The sequence below is a fragment of the Janthinobacterium sp. SUN033 genome, assembly GCF_030397595.1.
In the GTDB taxonomy this organism is placed as follows: domain Bacteria; phylum Pseudomonadota; class Gammaproteobacteria; order Burkholderiales; family Burkholderiaceae_D; genus Janthinobacterium; species Janthinobacterium kumbetense.
This window is the reverse complement of record NZ_JAPQNV010000001.1, coordinates 283,923-306,227: the sequence shown is the minus strand read 5'-3', so window position 1 is coordinate 306,227 and position 22,305 is coordinate 283,923. Positions and strand designations below refer to the sequence as shown.

The 22,305-nt window shown below is 65.5% G+C and carries 20 protein-coding genes and 1 pseudogene; 9 read left to right on the top strand and 12 right to left on the bottom strand.

Features of this window, described 5'->3' with window-relative positions:
• Positions 1 to 117: 117 nt before the first annotated feature.
• From OX460_RS01425 to OX460_RS01415, 3 genes are all read right to left on the bottom strand, one after another.
• Complete coding sequence (locus OX460_RS01425; protein WP_251348195.1) at positions 118 to 2,340, bottom strand: EAL domain-containing protein; 2,223 nt, start codon at positions 2,338 to 2,340, stop codon at positions 118 to 120.
• Between the two features lie 175 nt (positions 2,341 to 2,515).
• On the bottom strand, positions 2,516 to 4,681 hold the full coding sequence (locus OX460_RS01420) for an ATP-binding protein (RefSeq protein ID WP_289897383.1): 2,166 nt from the start codon (positions 4,679 to 4,681) through the stop codon (positions 2,516 to 2,518).
• Positions 4,678 to 7,740 carry a PAS domain-containing hybrid sensor histidine kinase/response regulator gene (locus OX460_RS01415; protein ID WP_289897382.1) on the bottom strand — a complete coding sequence of 1,021 codons (3,063 nt, stop codon included), beginning with the start codon at positions 7,738 to 7,740 and terminating at the stop codon, positions 4,678 to 4,680. The genes OX460_RS01420 and OX460_RS01415 overlap by 4 nt, the downstream gene beginning before the upstream one ends.
• Positions 7,741 to 8,000: 260 nt before the next feature.
• Between OX460_RS01415 and OX460_RS01410 the strand changes: the two genes are divergently transcribed.
• Positions 8,001 to 8,480: a GNAT family N-acetyltransferase gene (locus OX460_RS01410; RefSeq protein WP_289897381.1), complete on the top strand. Its 480-nt coding sequence runs from the start codon at positions 8,001 to 8,003 to the stop codon at positions 8,478 to 8,480.
• Between the two features lie 4 nt (positions 8,481 to 8,484).
• Here the strand turns inward: OX460_RS01410 and OX460_RS01405 are convergent, their stop codons facing one another.
• From OX460_RS01405 to OX460_RS01380, 6 genes are all read right to left on the bottom strand, one after another.
• Positions 8,485 to 8,652: a hypothetical protein gene (locus OX460_RS01405; protein WP_289897380.1), complete on the bottom strand. Its 168-nt coding sequence runs from the start codon at positions 8,650 to 8,652 to the stop codon at positions 8,485 to 8,487.
• Positions 8,645 to 9,022, bottom strand: a complete 378-nt coding sequence (locus OX460_RS01400) for a DUF2750 domain-containing protein (RefSeq protein ID WP_289897379.1) — start codon at positions 9,020 to 9,022, stop codon at positions 8,645 to 8,647. Before OX460_RS01400 ends, OX460_RS01405 begins: the two co-directional genes overlap by 8 nt.
• Positions 9,012 to 9,296, bottom strand: a complete 285-nt coding sequence (locus tag OX460_RS01395) for a hypothetical protein (protein WP_289897378.1) — start codon at positions 9,294 to 9,296, stop codon at positions 9,012 to 9,014. The genes OX460_RS01400 and OX460_RS01395 overlap by 11 nt, the downstream gene beginning before the upstream one ends.
• Position 9,297: 1 nt before the next feature.
• Entirely contained in the window at positions 9,298 to 9,687 is a 390-nt protein-coding gene (locus OX460_RS01390) for an Imm1 family immunity protein (RefSeq protein ID WP_289897377.1), read from the bottom strand.
• Positions 9,684 to 11,336, bottom strand: coding sequence for a sulfate permease (sulP, locus tag OX460_RS01385; RefSeq protein ID WP_289897376.1), 1,653 nt, complete (start codon positions 11,334 to 11,336; stop codon positions 9,684 to 9,686). Before sulP ends, OX460_RS01390 begins: the two co-directional genes overlap by 4 nt.
• 67 nt (positions 11,337 to 11,403) lie before the next feature.
• Positions 11,404 to 11,985, bottom strand: a complete 582-nt coding sequence (locus OX460_RS01380) for a TetR/AcrR family transcriptional regulator (RefSeq protein WP_289897375.1) — start codon at positions 11,983 to 11,985, stop codon at positions 11,404 to 11,406.
• Between the two features lie 127 nt (positions 11,986 to 12,112).
• Here OX460_RS01380 and OX460_RS01375 point away from each other — a divergent pair, with 127 nt between their 5' ends.
• Positions 12,113 to 13,090: an SDR family oxidoreductase gene (locus OX460_RS01375; protein WP_289897374.1), complete on the top strand. Its 978-nt coding sequence runs from the start codon at positions 12,113 to 12,115 to the stop codon at positions 13,088 to 13,090.
• Positions 13,091 to 13,231: 141 nt separating this feature from the next.
• Positions 13,232 to 15,565: a PAS domain S-box protein gene (locus OX460_RS01370; protein WP_289897373.1), complete on the top strand. Its 2,334-nt coding sequence runs from the start codon at positions 13,232 to 13,234 to the stop codon at positions 15,563 to 15,565.
• On the opposite strand, the pseudogene ligD reads toward OX460_RS01370, so the two are convergent.
• Positions 15,549 to 16,439: pseudogene (gene ligD / locus OX460_RS01365) on the bottom strand (non-homologous end-joining DNA ligase); the annotation flags it as partial. The gene OX460_RS01370 and the pseudogene ligD sit on opposite strands and share 17 nt — an antisense overlap.
• Positions 16,440 to 16,750: 311 nt before the next feature.
• On the opposite strand from ligD, the gene OX460_RS01360 reads away from it, so the two are divergent.
• The 6 genes from OX460_RS01360 to OX460_RS01335 all read left to right on the top strand — a co-directional run bounded on the left by OX460_RS01360 (position 16,751) and on the right by OX460_RS01335 (position 20,016).
• Positions 16,751 to 17,062, top strand: coding sequence for a hypothetical protein (locus OX460_RS01360; RefSeq protein ID WP_099667384.1), 312 nt, complete (start codon positions 16,751 to 16,753; stop codon positions 17,060 to 17,062).
• A 222-nt stretch (positions 17,063 to 17,284) separates the two neighbouring features.
• Complete coding sequence (locus OX460_RS01355; RefSeq protein ID WP_289897372.1) at positions 17,285 to 17,638, top strand: hypothetical protein; 354 nt, start codon at positions 17,285 to 17,287, stop codon at positions 17,636 to 17,638.
• Positions 17,639 to 17,679: 41 nt separating this feature from the next.
• Complete coding sequence (locus OX460_RS01350; RefSeq protein ID WP_289897371.1) at positions 17,680 to 18,012, top strand: hypothetical protein; 333 nt, start codon at positions 17,680 to 17,682, stop codon at positions 18,010 to 18,012.
• Between the two features lie 205 nt (positions 18,013 to 18,217).
• On the top strand, positions 18,218 to 19,240 hold the full coding sequence (locus OX460_RS01345; protein WP_289897370.1) for a serine hydrolase domain-containing protein: 1,023 nt from the start codon (positions 18,218 to 18,220) through the stop codon (positions 19,238 to 19,240).
• Positions 19,241 to 19,355: 115 nt separating this feature from the next.
• Entirely contained in the window at positions 19,356 to 19,694 is a 339-nt protein-coding gene (locus OX460_RS01340; RefSeq protein ID WP_099667380.1) for a hypothetical protein, read from the top strand.
• 55 nt (positions 19,695 to 19,749) lie between these two features.
• Positions 19,750 to 20,016 carry a hypothetical protein gene (locus OX460_RS01335; RefSeq protein ID WP_152257397.1) on the top strand — a complete coding sequence of 89 codons (267 nt, stop codon included), beginning with the start codon at positions 19,750 to 19,752 and terminating at the stop codon, positions 20,014 to 20,016.
• A gap of 79 nt (positions 20,017 to 20,095) precedes the next feature.
• Here OX460_RS01335 and OX460_RS01330 read toward each other — a convergent pair whose 3' ends face one another.
• Positions 20,096 to 20,572, bottom strand: coding sequence for a fasciclin domain-containing protein (locus OX460_RS01330; protein ID WP_289898400.1), 477 nt, complete (start codon positions 20,570 to 20,572; stop codon positions 20,096 to 20,098).
• 265 nt (positions 20,573 to 20,837) lie between these two features.
• Positions 20,838 to 22,283 (bottom strand): efflux transporter outer membrane subunit, encoded by a 1,446-nt coding sequence (locus OX460_RS01325; RefSeq protein WP_289898399.1) that lies wholly within the window; start codon positions 22,281 to 22,283, stop codon positions 20,838 to 20,840.
• Between the last annotated feature and the right edge of the window lie 22 nt (positions 22,284 to 22,305).

Genomic DNA, 22,305 nt, shown 5'->3' with positions numbered 1-22,305 from the left:
TCTACAAAGCAGGATGCATGCCAGCGTCAGAGGGAAGAAACGTGAGAATCATGCACCGCATTGCGGCGCCCGCACCATATCAGTGCAGTTATCGTGCAGGCGCGGCGCGGGGTGTGCTTATGCCGACACGGCTGCCGGCGCCACCGTCAGCACGCGCCGTTCGCGCAGCAAGGCCGTGAAGGCTTCCGCGGCCAGGGGGCGGCTGAAGTAATAGCCCTGCATTTCGTCGCAGCCGTGTTCCGTCAAAAAATCCACCTGTTCGCGCGTTTCCACGCCCTCGGCGATGACGCGCATGTCCAGGTTATGCGCCAGCGAAATGACGGAACGGGCGATGGCCGCATCGCTGCTGCTGGTGGTGACGTCGTCGACAAACGATTTGTCGATCTTCAGCACGTCGATGGGGAAGCGTTTCAGGTAGCCGAGGCTGGAATACCCGGTGCCGAAGTCGTCAAGCGAAATGCCCACGCCGATATCCTTCAGGCGCGTGAGGGCCGCCACCGCCTTGTCCGGGTCGCCCATCACCGTGCTTTCCGTGATTTCGATGCCCAGGCAGGCAGGCGCGATGGCGTATTTACGCAGGGCCGCCTCGACGAACGGCACCGTGCGGTCTTGCGCGAACTGCTTGCCGGACAGGTTGACGGCCACCTTGATGCTGCCCAGGCCCGCGTCGTGCCAGGCGCGGATTTGCGCGCAGACGCTTTCGAGCACCCATTCGCCGATGGCCGTGATCGAGCCATATTCCTCGGCCAGCGCGATGAACAGGCCGGGCGGCACCTTGCCCAGCACCGGGTTATCCCAGCGCAGCAAGGCTTCCGCGCCCAGCAAGGCGCCCGTGCGCAAGCACATCTGCGGCTGGTAGTGCACTTCGAATTCATCGCGGCCGATGGCGCCGCGCAGCTGCTGCTGCATCGCCAGGCGGGCGCGGATGTCGCTGCCCATGCGCTCCGTGAAGAAGGCGTAATGGTCGCGCCCCATTTCCTTGGCGCGCACGAGGGCCGTGTCGGCGTGGCGCAGCACGTCGTCGAGGCTGTCGCCGTCGGCCGGACACATGGCGATGCCGATGCTGGTCGTCAGCGCCAGACGCTCGCCATCGACGCTGAGTTCCTCGCGCAAGCCGGCCAGGATGGTTTGCGCCAGCGCAAGCGTGCGCCCCAGCAGGGCATCGTCCTGCAGCAGGATCTGGAATTCGTCGCCGCCCTGGCGCACCACCGTGTCGCCTTCGCGCACGCAGCCGGACAGGAAACGCGCCACCACTTGCAGCGCCTTGTCGCCCACGGCCTGGCCGTGCGAATCGTTGATGTTCTTGAAGCGGTCCAGGTCCAGGCACATCAGCACCACTTGCTGGCTGTCGCGCAGGGCGTTCGCGCGCGCCTGTTCAAAGCGCTCGCGCAGCAGCACGCGGTTCGGCAAACCCGTCAACGCGTCGTGGTAGGAGAGGAAATCGATCAGATGCTGCTCCGCCTTGCGCTCGCTGATGTCGAGGAAGACGCCGATGTAGTTGACGACGGCGCCGTCGGGGCCGTGCACGGTGGAGACGCTGAGCAGGCAGGGATAGGTGTCGCCGCTCCTGCGCCGCGTCTGCACCTCGCCCGACCAGCAGCCGCTGCTGCGCAAGCCCTGGCGCAGGGCCAGCAGCACCGCCTCGCCCGTGTATTCGGCGTGCAGGCGCAAAATGTCCGTGCCCACCACTTCCTGCGCCGCGTAGCCGGTGATGCGCGTAAAGGCGGGATTGGCCGTGACGATGACGCCGGCCGGATCGGTGATCAGGATGGCGTCCTGCGTCGCTTCGAAGACCTGGCCGGACAGGCGCAGCAATTCTTCATTGGCGCGGCGGATCTGCACTTCGCGCGCCAAGGTGCTGGCCACCTGCTCCAGTTCGGCCGTGCGTTCGGCCACGCGCCGTTCCAGGTTGGCGCGCTCCTGCGCCAGCTGCAGCTGCGCCCGCGCCAGGCGCACGTGGGCGTCCGTGCGGGCCAGGATTTCCTCGGCCTGGAAGGGTTTGGCGATGAAATCGACGGCGCCCAGCGCGAAGCCGCGCACCTTGTCGTCCGTATCGTACTGGGCCGACAGGAAGATCACCGGTACCTGGCGCAAGGACGGTATCTCCTTCAGGCGGCGGCACACTTCAAAGCCGTCGAGGCCGGGCATGCGTACGTCGAGCAGGATCAGCTCGGGCGGGCGCGCCTGGGCCGTCCACAGGGCCAGTTCGCCGTTCGGCGCCTGGCGCACCGCATAGCCGGCGCCGCCCAGCAAATCGCTCAACAGCTTCAGCGAAGCCGGCGTATCTTCAACGATCAGTACTTCGCCCTTCGAATTCACTTCCGAAAAATCGCGGTGCATGTAGCAGTTCTCTCAGCTTTGGATGAGGCGCGGCGGTCCGTTGCCGCGCTGGACAAGACATTTCTTTGCGATGAACTACGTACTATCATCATAATCTTTATTGCAATTTAGCACCATCCATCGGCGGCACTTAGTCCGTCTTTTCAGCGAATCCGATGTTGTCAGCCCACACTTTTCAAGCGTGCGCCAGCGCGCCCTCATTCTCCAGCAAGTCGCACAGCTGACGGTATTGATGCTGGTCAAGCATCGCCTGCAGCGGCGCCAGCACGGGCGCGGCCGCCGGCGGCAAGGCGCCCAGCAGCAGGGCCACCCTGGCCAGGTTCAATTCGCGCAGCGCCACCAGCAAGGCGGCGCGCTCTTCCCCTGCCAGCAGCAGCAAGTCTTGCGCCCGCAATGCCGGCGGCGCCTCGGGCGCCGGCACTGCGGGCAGCGGCACGGGCGCCGCCACGGGCGCCTCGGCCGCCTGCGCGGGTATGCTGAAACGGAAGGTGGCGCCCTGCCCCGGCATGGATTCCACCGTCAGTTCGCCTTTCATCAATTGCACGAATTCGCGCGAGATGGCCAGGCCCAGGCCCGTGCCATCCTTCGGTCCCGCGCTGTCGGCCTGCACGAAGGGCTCGAAGATGCGCTGCTGGTCTTCCGGGGCGATGCCGATGCCCGTGTCGCTGACGGCGAACGACAGGCGCCACGTGGCGTCATCGCGCCGCTCGCCGCGCACGCGCAAGGCGACCTCGCCGCCGCCGGCAAACTTGACGGCGTTCGACATCAGGTTCAGCAGCACCTGGCGCAAACGCGTCGCGTCGAGCAGCACGGCCGCCGGCACGTCGGCGCAATCGAGGCGCAAGGCCAGCCCCTGCTGCTCGGCGCGCATGCCCAGCATGTCCATCACTTCCTGCAGCAGGGGCGCCAGCGCCACCACGGCCGTCTGCGCGTGCAGGCGCCCCGCCTCGCCCTTCGACAGTTCGAGGATTTCATTGATCAACGTCAATAAATGATTGCCGGAGCGGTGGATGATGGCCAGGTTGCGCTTTTCATCGTCCTGCATGTTCGGCGAGGCGGCCATCAGGCGCGAAAAGCCGATCACGGAATTCAAGGGCGTGCGCAGTTCGTGGCTCATGTTCGCCAGGAAGGTGCTCTTGGCGCGGTTCGCCGCCTGCGCCTGGCTGACGGCCACCGACAGGGCGCTCGTGCGCTCGGCCACCAGTTCTTCCAGGTGATGGCGGTGGCGCAGCAATTCCAGTTCGGCCTCGCGGTGCGCCGTGATGTCGTAGTTCGAACCCACCAGACGCATGGGCCGCCCCTGCCCGTCGCGGAAGATCACGGCATCGGCCTTGATGTAGCGGATGGCGCCATCGGGCCACAGGATGCGGTACTCGTGCGTGAAGGCCTGGCCGGCGCCCAGCGCGGCACGCAGGGCCTCCTTGGCGGCCGGCACATCGTCCGGCATCAGCGCCGCGCGCCAGATCGCCGCCGGCGCCATCGCGCTGTCCGCATCGGCCTTGAACTGCGCATACATCTGCTCATCCCACTGCAAGGCATCGTTGATGACGTTCCAGTCCCAGATGCCGATGCTGGCCGCGCCGGTGGCCATCTGCACGCGCTCCTCGCTGCGCTGCAAGGCGCGGTAGCGGCTGTCGAGCAGCGCCACCATGTCGCGGATGGAACGGTACAGCGTGCGCAGCTCGCCCAGGAACCACGCTTTCGGCGGCGTGCCGGCCGCTTCGCTCTGCCCTGCCTGGACGCCGGCCGCATACTGGCCGATCGCCTTCAGGGGCTTGAGCATCAGACACCACATGAGCAGCCAGATGCTGGCCACCAGGATCACGTCGAGCGCCACGATCATGGCACCGATACCCAGCGCGCGCTGCCGCAGCTGCGCGTGCAGCAGGGCCGGCGTCGCATACACGGCCACGTTGCCGATGACTTGTCCGCCCATCGTCACGGGGCGCCGCTGCACCAGCCAGCCGGGTTCCGCGGACAGCGAGGAAAAACTGCCGATGGCGCCGGCCGCGGTGCGGCGCAGGACCAGCGCTTCCTTGCCAATGCCCGGCGTCAGGGAGCTGGCCACCAGGTCGCGCTTGCCCAGCGTGCTGCGCATGATGGCCTGCATCTGCTTTTCATCGAGATTCCACAAGGGCAGTTCGATGGCCACGGCCAGCTGGTCGGCGCTCAGGGCCAGGCTGCGGTGCAGCTGCTGCCAGCGCTGCTCGCGTTCGGACTGGTAAAACAGCACGGCAAACACCAGCAGCAGCGCGGTGACGACAAAGGTCAGCGCCACGCTGACGGCCAGCACGATGGAGACGCCGCCCAGGCGCGCGCCCTTGGATGCGTGAACCGTCATGCGTCTTCGCCCTGTGGTTCGCTGGCCAGCTGCGCCAGCAAGGCGCACAGCGGCTGGTACTGATGCTGTTCCAGCATGGCGGCGATGTGCGCGGCCAGCTGCGGCAGGCTGGTCGCCACACCGGCCAGCACGATGGCGCTGCGCCGCAAATCGAGGGCCCGCACGGATTCGAGCAGCGCCTGCCGTTCGGCCGCGCCCAATTGGCCCAGCGCCTGCTGCAGGTCGAAGGCGGCCGCCGGCACGCGCGGCGGCGCGGCGGCGGTGCGCTGGAAGCGCACGCCCAGTTGCTGCTCCAGCATGGCGAACAGGTGTTCCTGTTCGATCGGCTTGCGCAGGAAGCCGTCGGCGCCGGCGGCCAGCGCCTCCTGCTTTTCTTCCTCGAAGGCGGAGGCGGTCATGATCACCAGGCGCGGCTGCACCAGCGCCGACTGCGCGCGCAGCCAGCGCGTCAGCGCCAGGCCGTCCATGTCCGGCATGCGCCAGTCGCTGAGCACGATGTCGTAGCGCTGCGCCGCCAGCATGGCTTGCGCCTGCACGCCGCCGGCCGCCTCCTGCAGCTGGAAGCCCAGCGGCGCCAGCAAGCCGGCCAGCAGCTTGCGGCAGTTGTCGTCATCGTCGACCAGCAGCACCGTGCGCCCGCGCTGGCCCGCCGGCAGGCGCGCCACGCGGCCCGGCGCCAGCGGTGCGGCGGCAGGGCACTGCACGCAGGGGGCGCGCAAGTCGAAGTGGAACACGGAGCCGGCCCCCAAGGTCGACTCGACGCGCAGCTCGCCGCCCATCAGGCGCACGAATTCGCGCGAAATGGTCAGCCCCAGTCCCGTGCCGGCCTGCGCCACGGCGCTGTCGGCCTGCACGAACGGTTCGAAGATGCGTTCCAGGTCCTCTTGCGCGATGCCGCTGCCCGTATCGCGCACGGCAAACGCCAGCGCCACTTGCCCATCATCGTCTGCCTGGCAGGCCAGCGACAGGGTCACGCTGCCCTGCTCGATGAACTTGAGCGCATTCGACAGCAAATTGAGCAGCACCTGGCGCAGCTTGGCGCCGTCGAGGCGCACCAGCGGCGGCACGCCGGAACGCTCCAGCCGCAGCGCGATGCCCTGGTCGCCGGAGCGCATGCGCACCATCTCGAGCACCTCGTCGAGCAAGCCGTTCAAGTCCACGGGCCCCGCTTGCAGCTGCATGCGGCCCGCCTCGATTTTCGACAATTCGAGGATATCGTTGATCAAGGTCAACAAATGATGGCCGGCGCGGTTGATGATGGCCAGGTTATGCTTTTCTTCCTCGAACATGCTGCTCGAATCGGCCATCATCTGCGAAAAACCGATCACGGAATTCAAGGGCGTGCGCAATTCGTGGCTCATGTTGGCCAGGAAGACGCTTTTCGCGCGGTTCGCCGATTCGGCCTCGGTGACGGCCACCGACAGGGCCGCCGTGCGCTGCTGCACCAGCTCTTCCAGGTGGTCGCGGTAGCCGAGCAGTTCCTGCTCGCTGTGCTTGCGCTCGGAAATGTCGACGATGCCGCTGCGCACCAGGCGCCGCCCTTCCATCGGCAAGCGCACCAGCCGCACTTCGCAGGGAAAGATGCTGCCGTCGGCGCGCCGCACATTGCGCTCGACCAGGATGGGTTCCCCCAGCATGGCGCGGCGCAGATGCTCTTCCATCATGAGTCCCAGCGGCAGGCCATCGGGCTGCTCGCCCGTGTACAGGTCGAACGGCCCGCGCGCCAGCAGCGCTTCGCGCGACATCCCCAGCATGCGCTGCGCGCTGCTGTTGGCGTCGATGAAGCGGTCCAGGTCCAGGTCATACACGACGATGGCTTCGGGCGCATGCTCGACGAGGATGCGGAAGCGCTGCTCGCTTTCGCGCGCATCGCTCTCGGCGCGGCGCAGGCGGCGGCGCTGCAGCAGCAAGGCGCTCAGCATGCACGCCATGGCGAGAAACACGGCGCCGGCCGACAGCACGGCGACGCGGTGCTCCTGCCACAGCTGCGGCGGACGGTTGAAGAACAGGGTGTGCGGCGGCAGCCGGCTGATATCCGCATCCCAGCGCTGCAGCTGTTCCCAGTCATACATGGGCACCGGGCGCGCCGGCGGCAGCAAAGCGCCCGGCGCGGCAGGCGCCTTGCCGGCCAACACGGCCAGCGACATCTGCGCCACCTGCTGCGCGGCCCGCTCGATGTGCAGGATGGAGCCGCCCAGGATGCCCTTGCCGACCGTCGCGTTATACATGCCAAAGGCGGGCACATTGGCCAGCCGCGCCAGCTGGGCGGCAAACTGCACCGGCGTGGCGATATTGCCGTCCACGTCGCGGTTGACATTGCCCGCCACCAGCAGCGTATCGGCGGGCAAGTGCGCCACGGCCGCGCGCATCTGTTCCAGGGTCAGGTCATCGAGGTAGCGCATGACCACCTTGCCCTGCCACGCCTGCGCCGCCTGCTGCATGTTGCGCTTCAGGGCCTGGTCGGCCTCGCTGGCGCCGACGGCCATGACGATGGTCTTGGTCTCCGGGAACAGCGCCATGGCTTGCGCCAGCGTGCCGGCAAAATCGACGTTCACCTTTTGCTGCCAGATGGAAGACGGGCTGCCGGCCGGCAAGGCCTTGCCCGAAGTGTTAATCGCCAGCACGGGTACGCCGCGCGCCAGCGGCGCCAGGTCCGACAGCAACAAATCGAGCGCCGGCTGCTGCATGGCGATGATCAGGTCGGCCTTGCGGCCCATCATCTTGGTGTATCTTAAAAGCAACAAATCACGCATCTCATTGCGCAGCGCCGGGTCGCCCTGGGTATTCAGGTTCAGGTGCTCGACCATGATGTCTTCGCTGGCCAGGCCCGCGGCGGCCATGGCGGCCACATAGGTGCGCGTGTACGATTCCACGCCGGCGCGGCCGTAATCGTAAGCGTTGAGAAACAGCACGCGCTGCCCCTGGTGCGGCGCCGCCGAGTCCGGCGTCGCGGCCGGCACGGCGGCCGGGGCCGCGGCAACACAGCATACCAGCAGCAATGCGCAGCCACAGCGGCGCACCGCTGCCCTGCCCAGCCCGCCGCCAGGCACCTCACGCATCCTTCGCCATGCCCATGCTCACCCCCGCCTGTCACCATGTTTCAACTATGCGCTGACTGCTCAGCCACCGACACTTACAAAAACATGATAACGTCAACTGCAGGGGCAAGTCTATTCCTTAGGGCAATCTTTTGGCGATTGCCATGTCTTTCTATATGACCCAGGCGCCGCCGCTCATCTGCTGGCTGAGCGCGGCATGAACTCTGGCTGGCGTGCTGCCAGCCATTGCGCTAGCATGGCCTTTTGCCCGGAAAGCGTCCATGACCATCACCCTGCGCCCCGCCCTTGATTCCGACATCGGCGCCCTGTGGGCCCTGCGCACGGTGGCCGTGCGCGTCAGTTGCGCCACGCATTATGCGCCGGAGCAAATTACTGCGTGGACGGCTACGCCTGTGCCGCGGGCGTATGCCGCCATGCTGGCCGCGGGTGGTGGCGTCGTGGCGATGCAGGGAGAAGCCATTGCCGGCTACGCCATGCTCGATGCGGACAAGCAGGAAGTGGAGGCCGTGTTCGTCGATCCGGCGCGTGCGGGACTCGGCATCGGCAAGCGGCTGCTGGCGGCGCTGGAGCAATTGGCGCGCGGACACGGCATTGCGCGTCTGCACCTGTCCGCGTCGCTGAACGCCGTGCCGTTTTACCGGGCCGCAGGGTTTATTTCCTTGCGCGAGGAAGCGTATGCGCACCCCAGCGGCATCAGCCTGGCCAGCGTGGCGATGGAAAAGGCGCTGGCGGCCGCCTGAGCCTTCAGTCCTGGCCGGCTTCGGACTCGGCCAGGCATTGCTGCAGTTTCGCGATCAGGGCGCGCACCTCGTCGCCGCCCAGGTTCAGCGGGTCGCCTTGCGCGCCGACGGCGATCAGGCAGATGGCCGAGCCGTCGTACCAGGCGTCGAGGCGCTCTTCCTGATTATTCATATTGTCTGGCTTCCTCTCGCAGGTCGGCCAGCAAGTCGCCCGGCGCCGCGATGCTGGCGCTGCCTTGCGGCACGGGAAACACGAAAGCCAGCTGCTTATTGTTCGCCATGCCGGGCAGCCATTTAGCCAGAAAATCATCGAGCCCGATGGCGCGCGCCTGGAAATGTTCCCAGTCGCCGCTGGCGCACGCCTGCGCAAACGCGGCTTCCGGCCAGAACGGGATGGCGACCTTGCCGTCGGCTTGCGCCGTGGCCCAGCCGTCATGGTGCAAGCCCCACACTTCTTGCGTATCGGCCACCTTGCGCACAAAGTAGGCATGACGCTCGGCGGACGGCAGCCCCGCCACCTGCTTGAACTTGTCAGGATGCATGCTCGCCTCCTGCCTCGTCCCATACCCGCAGTTGCGGCGTGCACCAGCCCGTCACCATGTCGAGGGCGTCCAGTATCACGTCTTCCAGCGGCCCTTCCTGAGCGCCGTCCTCCATAGACGGGCGCAATTCCTGCAGCAAGGCGGCCACTTGCTGCGCCGTCACGCCGCCGGCCTTGTAGCGCAGCAGGATGGCGTGCAGCGTCAATAACTCTGCCCTGGCGTCCAGCGCGGCCAGCAAGTCCTTGTCGATGTCGGCGATGATGGTTTGCGGCATGTCAATCGGCCTCCCATTCGATGGCGGCCGGCCGCGCCCCGCCTGTCCTGAAAAACGCGACGAAAGCCTGCTGGCAGTGTTCCACGTCCACGCACCAGCTTTCCGGATACACATCCACCTGGCCATTGGCCAGCAGGTAGCTGCAGGCGCCGTCCGCCTCTTCGTCGCCCAGCGAGTGAAAACTCAGGTCGTCCTGTCCCGACAGATACATCAGCCAGGCATTGCCGCCATTGCGCAGCATGCACAGGGCCGGGCCCTGCTCCGCATCCATGGCCAGGGTCAGCCACAGTTCGCACTGGGCCAGCGCGCGCGCCTCCTGCAGCGCCTGTTCCAGCGCAGCGATGGTGTCAACGGCGCGCGGTTCGCCATGCAGATTCAATTCCATCGTCATGCCGGTTCTCCACTCTTTTTCCCGCTCAAATCGTTTGTCGCCAGCGCCGTGCTCAGGTACAGCTTGCCGCTCAAGTCTTTCAATAAACTGCTCTGGCGCAAACGGTCCATCACAGGGCCCTTCACTTCGGCCAGGTTCAGGCTGATGCCGCGCTTGGCCAGCGCGCTATTGAGTTCGATCAAGCCCAGCAAAGCCGTGCTGTCGATCTGGTTGACGGCTGACAACACCAGCACCAGGTGGCGCGCCGTCGGGTGGCCGCGCAATTCGTCTTCCACCCTCTCCGTGACGGCCTCGACATTGCCGAAGAACAAGCCTGCATCTATGCGCAACAGCAAGACGTCCGGCAAGGTTTGCGCTTCATAGCGCTCCACGTTGCGGAAGTGCTCACTGTTCGGGATACGCCCCAGCACGGCGATGTGCGGGCGGCTGGCGCGCCAGATCAGGGTGCCCATCGACAACAGCACGCCGATCACCACGCCTGCTTCCACGCCCAGCACCAGCACGCCGGCCGTCGTCGCCAGCAGGGCCAGCGCATCGCTGCGGTCGTAGCGCCACGACAGTTTCAAGGTATCCCAGTCCAGCAGGCTGGACACGGCAAAGATGATGGTGGCCGCCAGCACGGGCAGCGGCAGCAGGGCCAGCCAGCCCGTGGGCGCCACCAGCGCCAGCGCCAGCAAGCCGGCCGTGATGATGCTGGCCAGCGGCGTGTTGGCGCCCGCCTGAAAATTGACGGCCGAGCGCGAAATCGACCCCGTGACGGGAAAGCCGCCCGACAGCGCGCTGGCCACGTTGGCCGCGCCCAGGCCCAGCAGTTCGCGGTTGGTATGCAGCTTTTCGCCCCGTTTTTGCGCCAGGGTCTGGGCGGCGGACATGCTCATCAGGAAGATGATGAAGGCGATCAGCAGCGCGGGCGACAGCAATGTGCGCCAATGGGCGCCGGAGGTGGCGAGGTTCAGGCCCGGCAAGCCGCTGGGCACGTGGCCCGTCGTCTGCACGCCCATCGCTTCCAGGCCGCCATAGGCGACGAGCGCGATGCCGGCCAGCACCAGCGCCATCGGCGCCAGGCGCGCGCCCACGTCGGCCGCCACCCGGTTCAGGCCACAGCGCCGCAGCAGGCGCGACGCGTAGCGCTTGGACAGCCACAGGAACAGCAGGCCGGACAGCCCCAGCACGAGGCTGGGCGCATGCCAGTGGGGCAGCGTCGCCCCCAGCAAGGGCGTGATCTGCCCCCAGATGATCAATATCGCGGCGCCATTGCTGAAACCGCTGATCACGGGGCGCGACAGGAAACTGGCCATGAAACCCAGGCGCAGCACGCCGCACAGCAGCAGGACGAGGCCGCTGATGAAAGCCAGTTGGGCGGCCAGCACGATATACAGCGAGGAACCGGGGTCGGCCAGCGGCGCCAGGGCGGCGGCCGTCATCAGGGAAACGATGGCCATGGGCCCCACCGATTGCGTCATGCTGCTGCCGAACAGGGCGTACAGCACGGGCGGCAGGATGCTGGCGTAGATGCCCACCACGGGCGGCAAGCCGGCCACCAGCGCGTAAGCCATGCCTTGCGGCACCATCATCATGGCGACCACGATACCGGCGGTGATGTCTCCGGCCAACAGAGGACGCCGGTATTGCCTGAGCCAGAGCAGCATGAATGATCCCGAAATCTGAAAACCGAAGCCTATCATGTGACGAGGCCGGCTGACAGGGGGCACGGGATCAGTCTTGCAGCAATTGCGCCTTCACGGCATCGAGGATTTCCGCCGACAGGGATGCGTCATCGACGGAACGGGCCAGTACCATGGCGCCCACCATGGCGGCAAACGTGGCAATGGCCTGCTGGCGTCGCCGCTCCTGCGTGCAATCCGGCGCGCCGTCGGGCAGCAAGCCCTGCAGCAAGGCGAACTGCTGCTGCGTGGCCTGGGTAAACGCGGGACGCGCGCCGGGCGACATGCGCGCCACGTCGACGCCCATGGCCGCCGCCGGGCAGCCGCCGCCGGGCTGGTCGCGGTGTTTCGGGGTGAGGTAATTGTCGATAATCGCCGGCAGCGCCCGCTGCGGATCGCTGGCGACCTTGGCCCGCCAGCCTTCCAGCGACTTATTCAAGGCATGCTGACACGCCTCGATCATCAAGTCTTCCTTGGACGCGAAATGGCCATAGAAGCCGCCATGCGTGAGGCCCGCGTTCTTCATCAGGTCGGCCACGCCGATGCCGTCATAGCCCTTTTCACGGAACAACCTTGCCGCCACCTCAACGATGCGCTCGCGGTTCAGCGCCGCCTGCTCCCTGCTCACTTTCATGCTGCCCTCCCACATTTATGTCAACCATCATATAACTTTGCGCCCGTTTGCGCCACTCTGTTAGCAAGCGCACCGTGCGATGCGGGTGCCGCGCCGATACTGGATAGTCGTTTCCAGGGAGGCCAGCATGAACGAGAACAAGGACCAGTCCGCCGGCAATTTGCAGCGCAGCATCCAGCAAGAGCAGGACGGCCGCGATGCCGCCAGGCAAGACAAACGCGATAGCAAGCCGCCCGTGCAGACGGGCAGCCGCAGCCAGCCGGCGCCTCCCCTGCCCGCCCAGCACCTGGACAAGCCCGGCAGCGAGGCGCAGATGCAGCTGAAACCGCGCTTCCTGGCGCCCGACTACTGCGGCAGCGGCAAGCTGGCCGGCATGGTGGCCATCGTCACGGGCGGCGATTCGGGCATCGGCCGCGCCGTGGCCGTGTTGTATGCGCGCGAAGGGGCCGACGTCGCCATCATTTACCTGAACGAACACGCGGACGCCCACGAAACCAAGCGCTATGTGGAAGCGGAAGGCCAGAGCTGCCTGTTGATTGCCGGCGACGTGCGCGACCAGGGCTTTTGCCAGCAAGCCGTCAGCCAGGTATTGGACAAGTTCAGCCATATCGACGTGCTGGTCAACAACGCCGCCTTTCAGGAACACGCCGAAACGCTGCTGGAGCTAAGCGAGGAACGCTTCGACCTCACCATGAAAACCAATGTCTACGGCTACTTTCACATGGCCAAGGCCGTGCTGCCCCACTTGCAGCGCGGTGCGTCCATCATCAACACGGGCTCCGTGACGGGCTTGCACGGCTCGAAGCACTTGCTCGACTATTCCACCACCAAGGGCGCCATCCATGCATTCACCATGGCGCTGGCCGGCAACTTGCTGGACAAGGGCATCCGCGTCAACGCCATCGCGCCCGGCCCCGTGTGGACGCCCCTCAACCCGGCCGACAAGTCGCCCGAGGACATCCGGCAATTCGGCGCGGACACGGACATGCGCCGCCCGGCCCAGCCCGAGGAACTGTCGCCCGCCTACGTCTTCCTGGCCTCCCCCGCCTGTTCCAGCTATATCAGCGGCATCGTCCTGCCCGTCACCGGCAGCGCAGGGGATTGAGCGATGGCGCGCGGGAACTTGCACAAGACGGCCTGAACCACGCACCCGCTGCGGCAGCATCGCCAGGAAGATAAATGCATTGACTTTGGTCAAGCTTCTCGCTACGTTATGCACACAGCCTGCCGCCCGGCAAGCCCTGTCATGCGTGCGGAAAAAATGGATGCCGAGTTAGATCAGCTTATCCTCAGCGGCGCCCCTGGCGGCGTTGTCATCACAAGCGAAGACCATGTCGTCGTGCGCTGGACGGCGGGGGCGCAGCGCATTTTCGGCTATGCCAGCGACGAAGCGCTGGGCCGCACACTGTGGGAACTGATCTCGCTGCCGGGACAGGCCGAAGCTGGCCCGCTGATCGCCGAGCAGCTGACCCTGCACGGCAGCTACGACCGCGAATCGCTGCGGCGGCGCAAGGATGGCGAGCTCATCTACGTCGACGTGGCTTGTCAGGCCGCACAAGTCGCGCCGGACGGCCCCCGCTACCTGATTTCCACCATGAAGGACACGACCTTGCTGAAGGCGGCGCGCGACGCCCAGTTCGTCGACGTGCGCTACCGCGTGCTGTTCGAATCGACGCCGGACAGCGTCATCATGGTCAATGCGACGGGCGCCATCGTGCTGGCCAACCAGCAGGCGCAGCGCCTGTTCGGCTATGCGGAAGGCGAATTGAGCGGCAGGCAAATCGATAGCCTGCTGCCGCAACGCCTGCGCCATGCGCACGTGGGGCACCGCGCGCGCTATTTCGACCAGCCGCGCACGCGCACCATGGGCGCCGACCTGGAATTGCTGGGCTTGCGCAAAGACAACGTCGAATTCCCCGTGGAAATCAGCCTGTCGCCCATCCAGACGGAAATCGGCACCTTCGTCATCAGCGCCATCCGCGACGTCAGCGACCGCCGCCGGGCCGAGCAAAAGTTCCGCGGCTTGCTCGAATCGGCGCCGGACGCCATCGTCATCGTCAACGGCGATGGCGAGATCGTGCTCGTCAACTCGCAAACGGAACGCCTGTTCGGCTACTCGCGCGCGGAGTTGCTCGGGCGCAATGTTGAAGTGCTGATCCCGGCCCGCTATGCACACGATCATCCGCATCACCGCCAGTCCTTTTCCGCGGCGCCGCGCGCCCGCTCCATGGGCGCGGGCCTGGAACTGTACGGCTTGCGCCGCGACGGCACCGAATTTCCCGTCGAAATCAGCCTGTCGCCGCTGGAAACGGAGGAAGGCGTGCTGGTCTCGTCGGCCATCCGCGACATCACGGAGCGCAAGCGCATCGAGCGCACGCTGAACGAACAGAAAATCGAACTGGAACGGGCCAGCCAGGCGAAGGACCGCTTTCTCACCAGCATGTCGCACGAACTGCGCACGCCGCTGAACGCCATCCTCGGCTTCGCCCAGCTGCTGGCCAATGAAGCCCTGCCCGCGACCGCGCTGCAAAAGCGCACCTTCGTGCAAAACATCATCACCTCGGGCCGCCACCTGCTCACCCTGATCAATGAAATCCTCGACCTGGCGAAGATCGAATCGGGCAGCCTGAGCCTGTCGATGGAAGCGGTGGCGCTGCCCGTGCTGCTCGAGGAAGTGCGCGTGATGGTGGAAGACCAGGCGCAGCAGCGCCAGATTCACCTGGTGTTTCCGGCCTGCGAGGCGCTGACGCTCAGGGCCGACCATACGCGCCTCAAGCAAGTGCTGCTGAACCTGCTGTCAAACGCCATCAAGTACAACCGGCCGGCCGGCAAGGTGGAGCTGGAAGTCTCGCAGCCCGAGGCGCAGCGCGTGCGCATCGCCATCCGCGACACGGGCAAGGGACTGGACGACGCGCAGATGGCCGAGCTGTTCCAGCCGTTTAACCGCCTGGGACAGGAGGCGGGCAGCGAGGAAGGCACGGGCATCGGCCTGGTCGTCACCAAGCGCCTGGTCGAGCTGATGGGCGGCAGCATGGGCGTGCACAGCTGCCTCGGCGTGGGCAGCGTGTTCTGGATCGAACTCGACACCATGGCCGCGCCGCCCGCCGGGCAGCCGGCAACGGAATATGTGCCCGAAACCGCCGGCGATGCCAGCGACGCCGGGGACGACGCCGGCGGCCAGGCGCTGCTGCTGTACGTTGAAGACAATCCGGCCAGCCTGCGCCTGGTGGAAGACATCGTCAGCTTCCTGCCCCACCTGCGCATGATCTCGGCCACCGATGCGCGCCAGGGCATCGCGCTGGCGCTGGAACGCCGCCCGGACGTGATCTTGATGGATATCAACCTGCCCGGCATGAATGGCAACCAGGCGCAACGCATCCTGCGCAACGATACGCGCACGGCGCACATCCCCGTCATCGCCCTGACGGCCAATGCCATGAAGGGCGATATCCGGCATGGCCTGGCCGCGGGCTTTTTCCGCTACCTGACCAAACCCGTCGAGATTCCCCAGCTCAACGCGGCCATCGACGAAGCGCTGCAGCTGGCGCGCGCCGTCGTGCCGTTCAGGCAGGAGGACTGAAGGCCAGCTTTTTCATCGCCGCATCGAGTCCCTTCGCACTGCGCGCATAGCCATTCCACGGCGCGTTGCCCATGTCGAGGCGGCTGTGGACATTGCCCACGTTCCATTGATCGCCCGCCTTCAGCTGGTCGAGCTCCTCCCAGGCCAGCGGCACGGAAATGCCCAGCCCGGAGCGCGTGCGGGCCGACCATGCGCACACAGTGGTGGCGCCCCGGCCATTGCGCAAATAATCGATGAAAATCTTGCCGACCCGGTTGGCGGCACCGCTCTTGACGACAAAACGCGCAGGGATCTGCTGCGCCATGTGCGCCACGACGGTTTGCGAAAACGCCTTCACCGTCTCCCAGCTGTGTTGCGGGCGGATCGGCACGACCACGTGCAGCCCCTTGCCGCCGCTGGTTTTCAGGAACGCGGGCAAGCCCAGCTGCGTCAAAAAGGCCCGCAGCAGCACGGCCGCTTCCCGGATGGCGGGCCAGGCCACGCCCTTGCCCGGGTCCAGGTCGAACACCAGGCGGTTCGGCGTGTCGTAGGCGCTGGCCAGCGCATTTTGCGTGTGGAATTCCACCACATTCCACTGCGCCGCCGCCAGCAAGCCTTGCAGGCTGGCCACTGCCAGCATGGGCGGGTGTCCGGGGTCCAGCCGGGCATCGAGCTGTTTGACGCCTGGCATGGCCGACGACTCCGCATGTTTCTGGAAAAACAGCTCGCCGCCCACGCCCGCCGGCGCGCGCACGAGCGACACGGGCCGGCCGCGCAGGTGCACGAGCATCAGCTTGCCCACCAGCGCGTAATAGCGCACCAGGTCGATCTTCCTGGCGCCGCTGTCCCTGTCGATCACCCGGTCCGCATGGCTGACCCTGAAACTGGCCGGCAAGGCGCTGTCCGGCGTGGATGTGTTCTGCATCGTCTTCTCCCTGTCGATCGGGCCGCCGCTGGTGACGAATTCCTGGCGCAGCCCGCATTTGAGCTTGACACCGTCCCCGGAACGGCGCGTGGCCTTGAGTCTGGGCCGCCGCGGCACCTGGCGCGGTACGCCAGCTAACAGAGCGCCTGCCCCGGCAAATGTAAGTGTTTGTAATTAGATCAAATCGTTGTCAACGCGATTGCCATACGGCGCGTTTTTGGCTCAGTGACAGGGGAAATGCATCTCCTGAACTACAACCCCACTTCTCGAGGAACTGCACCATGAAAAAAGTAATCGCTACTCTGATCGCCGGCTTGTTCGCTACCGCAGCCTTTGCTCAAACGCCAGCCGTGCCTGCCAAGGCCGAAGCCAAGCACACCAAGGAAGTGGCAAAAGCGGAAGCCAAGGAAACCAAAGCCGTAGTCAAAGCCGATGCGAAAGAAGCAGTCGTCGCCGCCGATGCCAAGGCCGATGTCGCCAGCGCCAAGGCCGACGCAGCCGCCACCAAGGCAAAAGCCCATCACAAAGCGAAAAAAGCCAAAGCCAAGGCTGACGAAGCCAAGACTGAAGCAACCGCAGCAGCAGCCAAGTAATTCCGTCCGCGCATTTTCAGCGCCACACAAAAAGACAGCTTCGGCTGTCTTTTTGCATTTTCATGCCGCCTTCTTCAATGAACGTCTCCTAAATCACATGATTGTAAGAAAGTGTAAACAAGGTCAACCATAACCTTTCGGGGCGCGTTTTCTGCTCAGTGACACGGGAATCATCCCGGCACCAACAGACTTACCAGACAAACCACCACAGAGGACTGCACCATGAAAAAAGCAATTGTTACCCTGATCGCCGGCCTGTTCGCTACCGCAGCCTTTGCCCAAACCCCTGCCGCCCCGGCAGCGTCGGTCCCCGCCAAAGTGGAAGCGGCGCACACCAAGGCTGTCGTCAAAGCCGACGCCAAGGAAGCGCAAGCCGTCGTGAAAGCGGATGCAAAAGAAGCGAAAGCCGTCGTCGCCGCGAAAACGGAAGTGGCCAGCGCAAAAACGGAAGCAACTGCCACCAAGGCCAAGGCGCACCACAAAGCCAAGAAAACCAAGGCCAAGGCCGACGCAAAACTGGCTTCGGCCACCGCTGCAGCGCCAGCATCTGTACCAGCGCCAGCAGCCGCCAAGTAATCATCGACACACCATCACTTACCACTTGCCAGGAAAATAAAATGAAAAAAGTTATCGCTACCCTCATCGCCGGCCTGTTCGCTACCGCAGCCTTCGCCCAAACCCCTGCCGCCCCGGCAGCGTCGGTTCCCGCCAAGGCGGAAGCAGCCCACACGAAAGCCGTCGCCAAGGCAGAAGCCAAGGAAACCAAGGCTGTCGTGAAAGCCGACGCCAAGGAAGCGGTCGTCGCAGCCGATGCGAAAGCCGATGTCGCCAGCGCGAAGGCCGACGCCAAAGCCACCAAGGCCAAGGCCCATCACAAGGCCGCCAAAGCCAAGGTAAAAGCGGATGCGGCAAAAGCGGACGCCGCAGTTGCTGCCACACCGGCAAAGTAAGCCAGATGTAGCCACGGGAGCGCATCCGCCGGGTCTGCGCTTGCGTGGCCACTTCCAGTACCAGGGACAGCTTCGGCTGTCCTTTTTGCTTGGCGCTCGTCCGGCGCGCCTTCACGCAAACTTCATCGAACAGGCCAGCTTGCGCGCGACAAAACGGCGCAATTGGGCGACACTGGCAATCCGACCATCGCCACGAAAGCTGTCCATGCGCCGCCTGCCGTTCTCACTATTGAGTGCCCTCTTCCTGTCATGCCCTGTCCTGGCGCAGGACAGCGCCCCCGCCACCCTCGATCAAGTCCTGCAAGCCCGGGACGGCGACAGCCATGGCGACTTGCGCGCCGTCGTCGTGCTGCGCGACGGGGCCATCGTCGCCGAGCGCTATTACAACGGCGAGACGGCCGACACCCTGCACGACATCCGCTCGGCCGGCAAGAGCATCACCGCGCTGCTGGTGGGTGCGGCCGTGGCGCGCGGCCAGCTGGCGACAACAAAAACGGTGGGCGGCTACTGGCCCGAAGTCGCTGCCAGCCCGGCGGGCAAGGTCGTCCTCGACGACTTGCTGACCATGCGTTCGGGCCTGGCCGCCTTCGATGAAGACGAACACTCGCCCGGCAATGAAGACAAGCTCGATGAAGCGCCCGACCCCGCCGCCTTCGTGCGCGGCGTGCCGGCCGCAACAAAGCCGGGCAGCATCTACCGCTACAACTCGCTGGGTTCCTACATTGCCGGGCGCGTGGTGGAAAACGCCAGCGGCGCCGACCTGGAAGACTACGCCGCCAAGGCGCTGTTCGCGCCGCTGGGCATCACGCGCTGGAGCTGGGGCCGCGACGTGGCACGCCACCCGAAAGGCCAGGGCAACCTGTCGCTGCGCGCACGCGACACGGCAAAAATCGGCCAGATGGTGCTGGACGACGGCGTATTTGACGGCAAGAGGGTGATCGACGCCGCCTGGCTCAAGGCAGCGCTGGCGCCGCGCGTGGCCATCGGCGCCGTCGACCGCTATGCCGACAGCTACGGCTATTTCTGGTACGCGAAGACGCAGGACGTGGCCGGGAAAAAGATCGCCGTGCATTTCGCCTCGGGCAATGGCGGCAACAAGATCTACGTGATACCGGCGCGCCGCATGGTGGTGAGCATCGCATCGAGCGCGTACGGCAAGGGCTACGGGCAGCGCCGTTCGGAAGACATCCTGAAAGCCATTTTGGCCGCGGATGCCACGCAGATGTAAGCGATTGTAATGACCGTCAACGCAAGCGTCCGGGGGCGCGTTTTATGCTCAGTGACACGGGAATCATCCCGGCACCAACAGACATACCAGACAAACCACCACTGAGGACTGCACCATGAAAAAAGTAATTGCTACCCTGATCGCCGGCCTGTTCGCAACCGCTGCCTTTGCTCAAACGCCAGCAGCTCCCGCAGCCTCGGTTCCCGCCAAAGTGGAAGCAGCCCACACCAAGGCCGTCGTCAAGGCTGACGCCAAGGAAGCGCAAGCCGTCGTGAAAGCGGACGCCAAGGAAGCGAAAGCTGTCGTCGCCGCCAAAACGGAAGTCGCCAGCGCAAAAACGGAAGCTGCCACCACCAAGGCCAAGGCGCATCACACTGCGAAAAAAACCAAGGCCAAGGCAGATGCCAAACTGGCGTCGGCCACCGCTGAAGCAGCGCCTGCAGCAAGCAAGTAATCCAGTCCGTCAGCACCCGATTTTTATTCGCACCATTACCTTATAGGATTTCATCATGAAAAAAGTTATCGCCACCCTGATCGCCAGCCTGTTCGCCACCGCCGCTTTCGCCCAGACGCCAGCCGCACCTGCAGCACCGGCCGCTCCAGCAGCTTCTGCCGCCGCCGTCGCACCGGCAGCCAAGGCTGAAGCGCCAGCCGCCGTCAAACCGGCCGCGCACAAGAAAGCCAAGCATCACAAGGCGAAGAAAGCAGCACCGGCAACGCCAGCAGCTCCGGCCGCAGCGGCAGCTTCCGCACCAGCAGCAGCGCCAGCCAAGTAATCGGCGCCATGCAGGCAAAAAAGACAGGGTCTTCCCTGTCTTTTTTTTCGTCCGCTATTTCGTACTCTCTTTCGTCCGCTTATTTCGGCATCAAGACCGTGTCGATGACATTGATCACGCCATTCGATTGATACACATCATAGGTGCTGATGTTGGCGCTATTGCCGCCCTCGTCCATCACGACGATGTTGTGCATGCCGTTCATGGCGAACATCAGCTTGCCCCCGCTGGCCGTGGGCAGGGTCGCCTTACCATCATGCATCTTGATCTCCTTCGCCAGCGCCTTGAAGTCGTATTTGCCCGGTACCACGTGGTAGGTGAGGATTTTCGTCAGGGTCGCCTTGTTTTCCGGTTTCACCAGGGTGTCGACGGTGCCTGCCGGCAGCTTGCCAAAGGCCGCATCCGTCGGCGCGAACACGGTGAACGGGCCCTTGCCTTTCAAGGTATCGACCAGGCCGGCGGCCTTGACGGCGGCCACCAGGGTCGTGTGGTCGGCCGAATTGACGGCGTTGTCGACGATGTCCTTGCTCGGGTACATGCTCTGGCCGCCCACCATGGTCGTCATGTCGGCGGCAAACGGGGCGCTGGCGGCCAGCAGGGAAGTAAAGGCGGTGACAAACAGTGCTGCGGGAATAAAGGTGCGCATGATGGTATCTCCTGGATGACTGCATTTGCGTGATTGCAGGAGTACTTACGCGGCCTTGCCGCAAACGGATTCAACTCGCTGAAAACAAAAAAACGGCGCCGTGCAAGCGCACGACGCCGTTTTGACGATGTTTTCCTTGTCGCGGGCCGGACATGCCAGCCCGCGGTGCCGGAAATCAGTTGGCCGCCACCTGCGGCTCCGTCTCGCCCCAGCCGCCGCCCAGGGCGCGGATCAGCGCCACCGTGGTGACGGCGCGGTTGCCGCGCAATTGCACGGCATTGCGCTCGATGGCCGCCAGGTTGCGCTGCGCGTCCAGCAGATCGAGGTAGCTGGAACGGCCCGCGTCGTACAGCTTTTGCGCCAGGTCGGCCGAGCGGCGCGCCGAGACGACGGCTTCGTCGATCTGCTGCGTCTGGCCCGACAGGATACGCAGGCCGGCCAGGTTGTCTTCCACCTCGGCGAAGGCCACCAGCACGCTCTGGCGATACGTCGCCACCGATTCTTCCAGCTGCGCTTCGCTGCGGCTCACGGCCGCCTTGTTGCGTCCGCCGTCGATGATCGGCATCGACATCAGGGCGCCCAGCAGCCAGGAGCGGCTGCTCCACTTGAAGATGTCCGAGAAGGTATCGGACGCGCCGCCGCCGGAAGCATTCAAGGTCAACGCGGGGAACATGGCCGATTTCGCCACGCCGATGCGCGCATTCGACGCTTCCATGGTGCGCTGCGCCGACGCGATGTCGGGACGGCGCTCCAGCAGGGACGACGGCATGCCGGCCGGGATCACGGGCAGGAAGCCGCTGTCCTGCAGCGGGTTGACGGTCGCCGTGAAGCTGGCGGCCGGTTTACCCAGCAGGACGGCCAGCGCATGTTCGCTGGTCGCGCGCTGGCGCTGCAGGCCGATGGCTTCGGCGCGCGTGGTCGACAGCTCCGTGCGGGCACGGGACAAGTCGAATTCGCCGATGTCGCCCAGGTCATAGCGGCGCTGGTTCACATGCACGCTTTCCTCGCGCAGGCTCACCGTCTGGGCCAGGGTCGCCAGTTCCGCATCCGTGGCGCGCAGCTGGAAGTAGGCTTGCGCCACGTCGGCCTGCAAGGACAACAGCACCGAGCGATAGGTCGCTTCCACGGCCAGCGCATCGCTGCGCGAGGCGCTGACGTTAGCCGCCACTCTGCCGAACAGGTCGACTTCGTAGCTGGCCGTCAGATTCGCCTGGTAGACATTCGTGGCGGCCACCGGCGCGCCGTTCGGCAAGCCGAGCGACACGGCGGAAGCGCGGTTGCGCTGGCCGCCCACGTTCACGCCCACTTGCGGGATGCGGTCCGCTTCGGCGATGCCGGCAATCGCCCTCGCCTGCTTGACGCGGGCGGCGGCGACGGCCAGGTTGGCATTGGCCTGCGTGGCTTCGTTGATCAGGCTTGTGAGGGCCGGATCATTGAAGGCCAGCCACCACTCGCCGCGCGCCTGGCGCTCGGCCGGCACGCCCTGCTTCCAGCGCGTGCCGTCGGCCGCCGTCTGCACGGCGGGCAAGGCTTGCGCTTCCTTGAACGCCGTCGGCGTCTCGATCTGCGGCTGCTTGAACTCCGGCGCCGCGCAGGCCGCCAGCAGCACGGCTGCGGCCATGGCGGTCAGCACAGGCTTGACG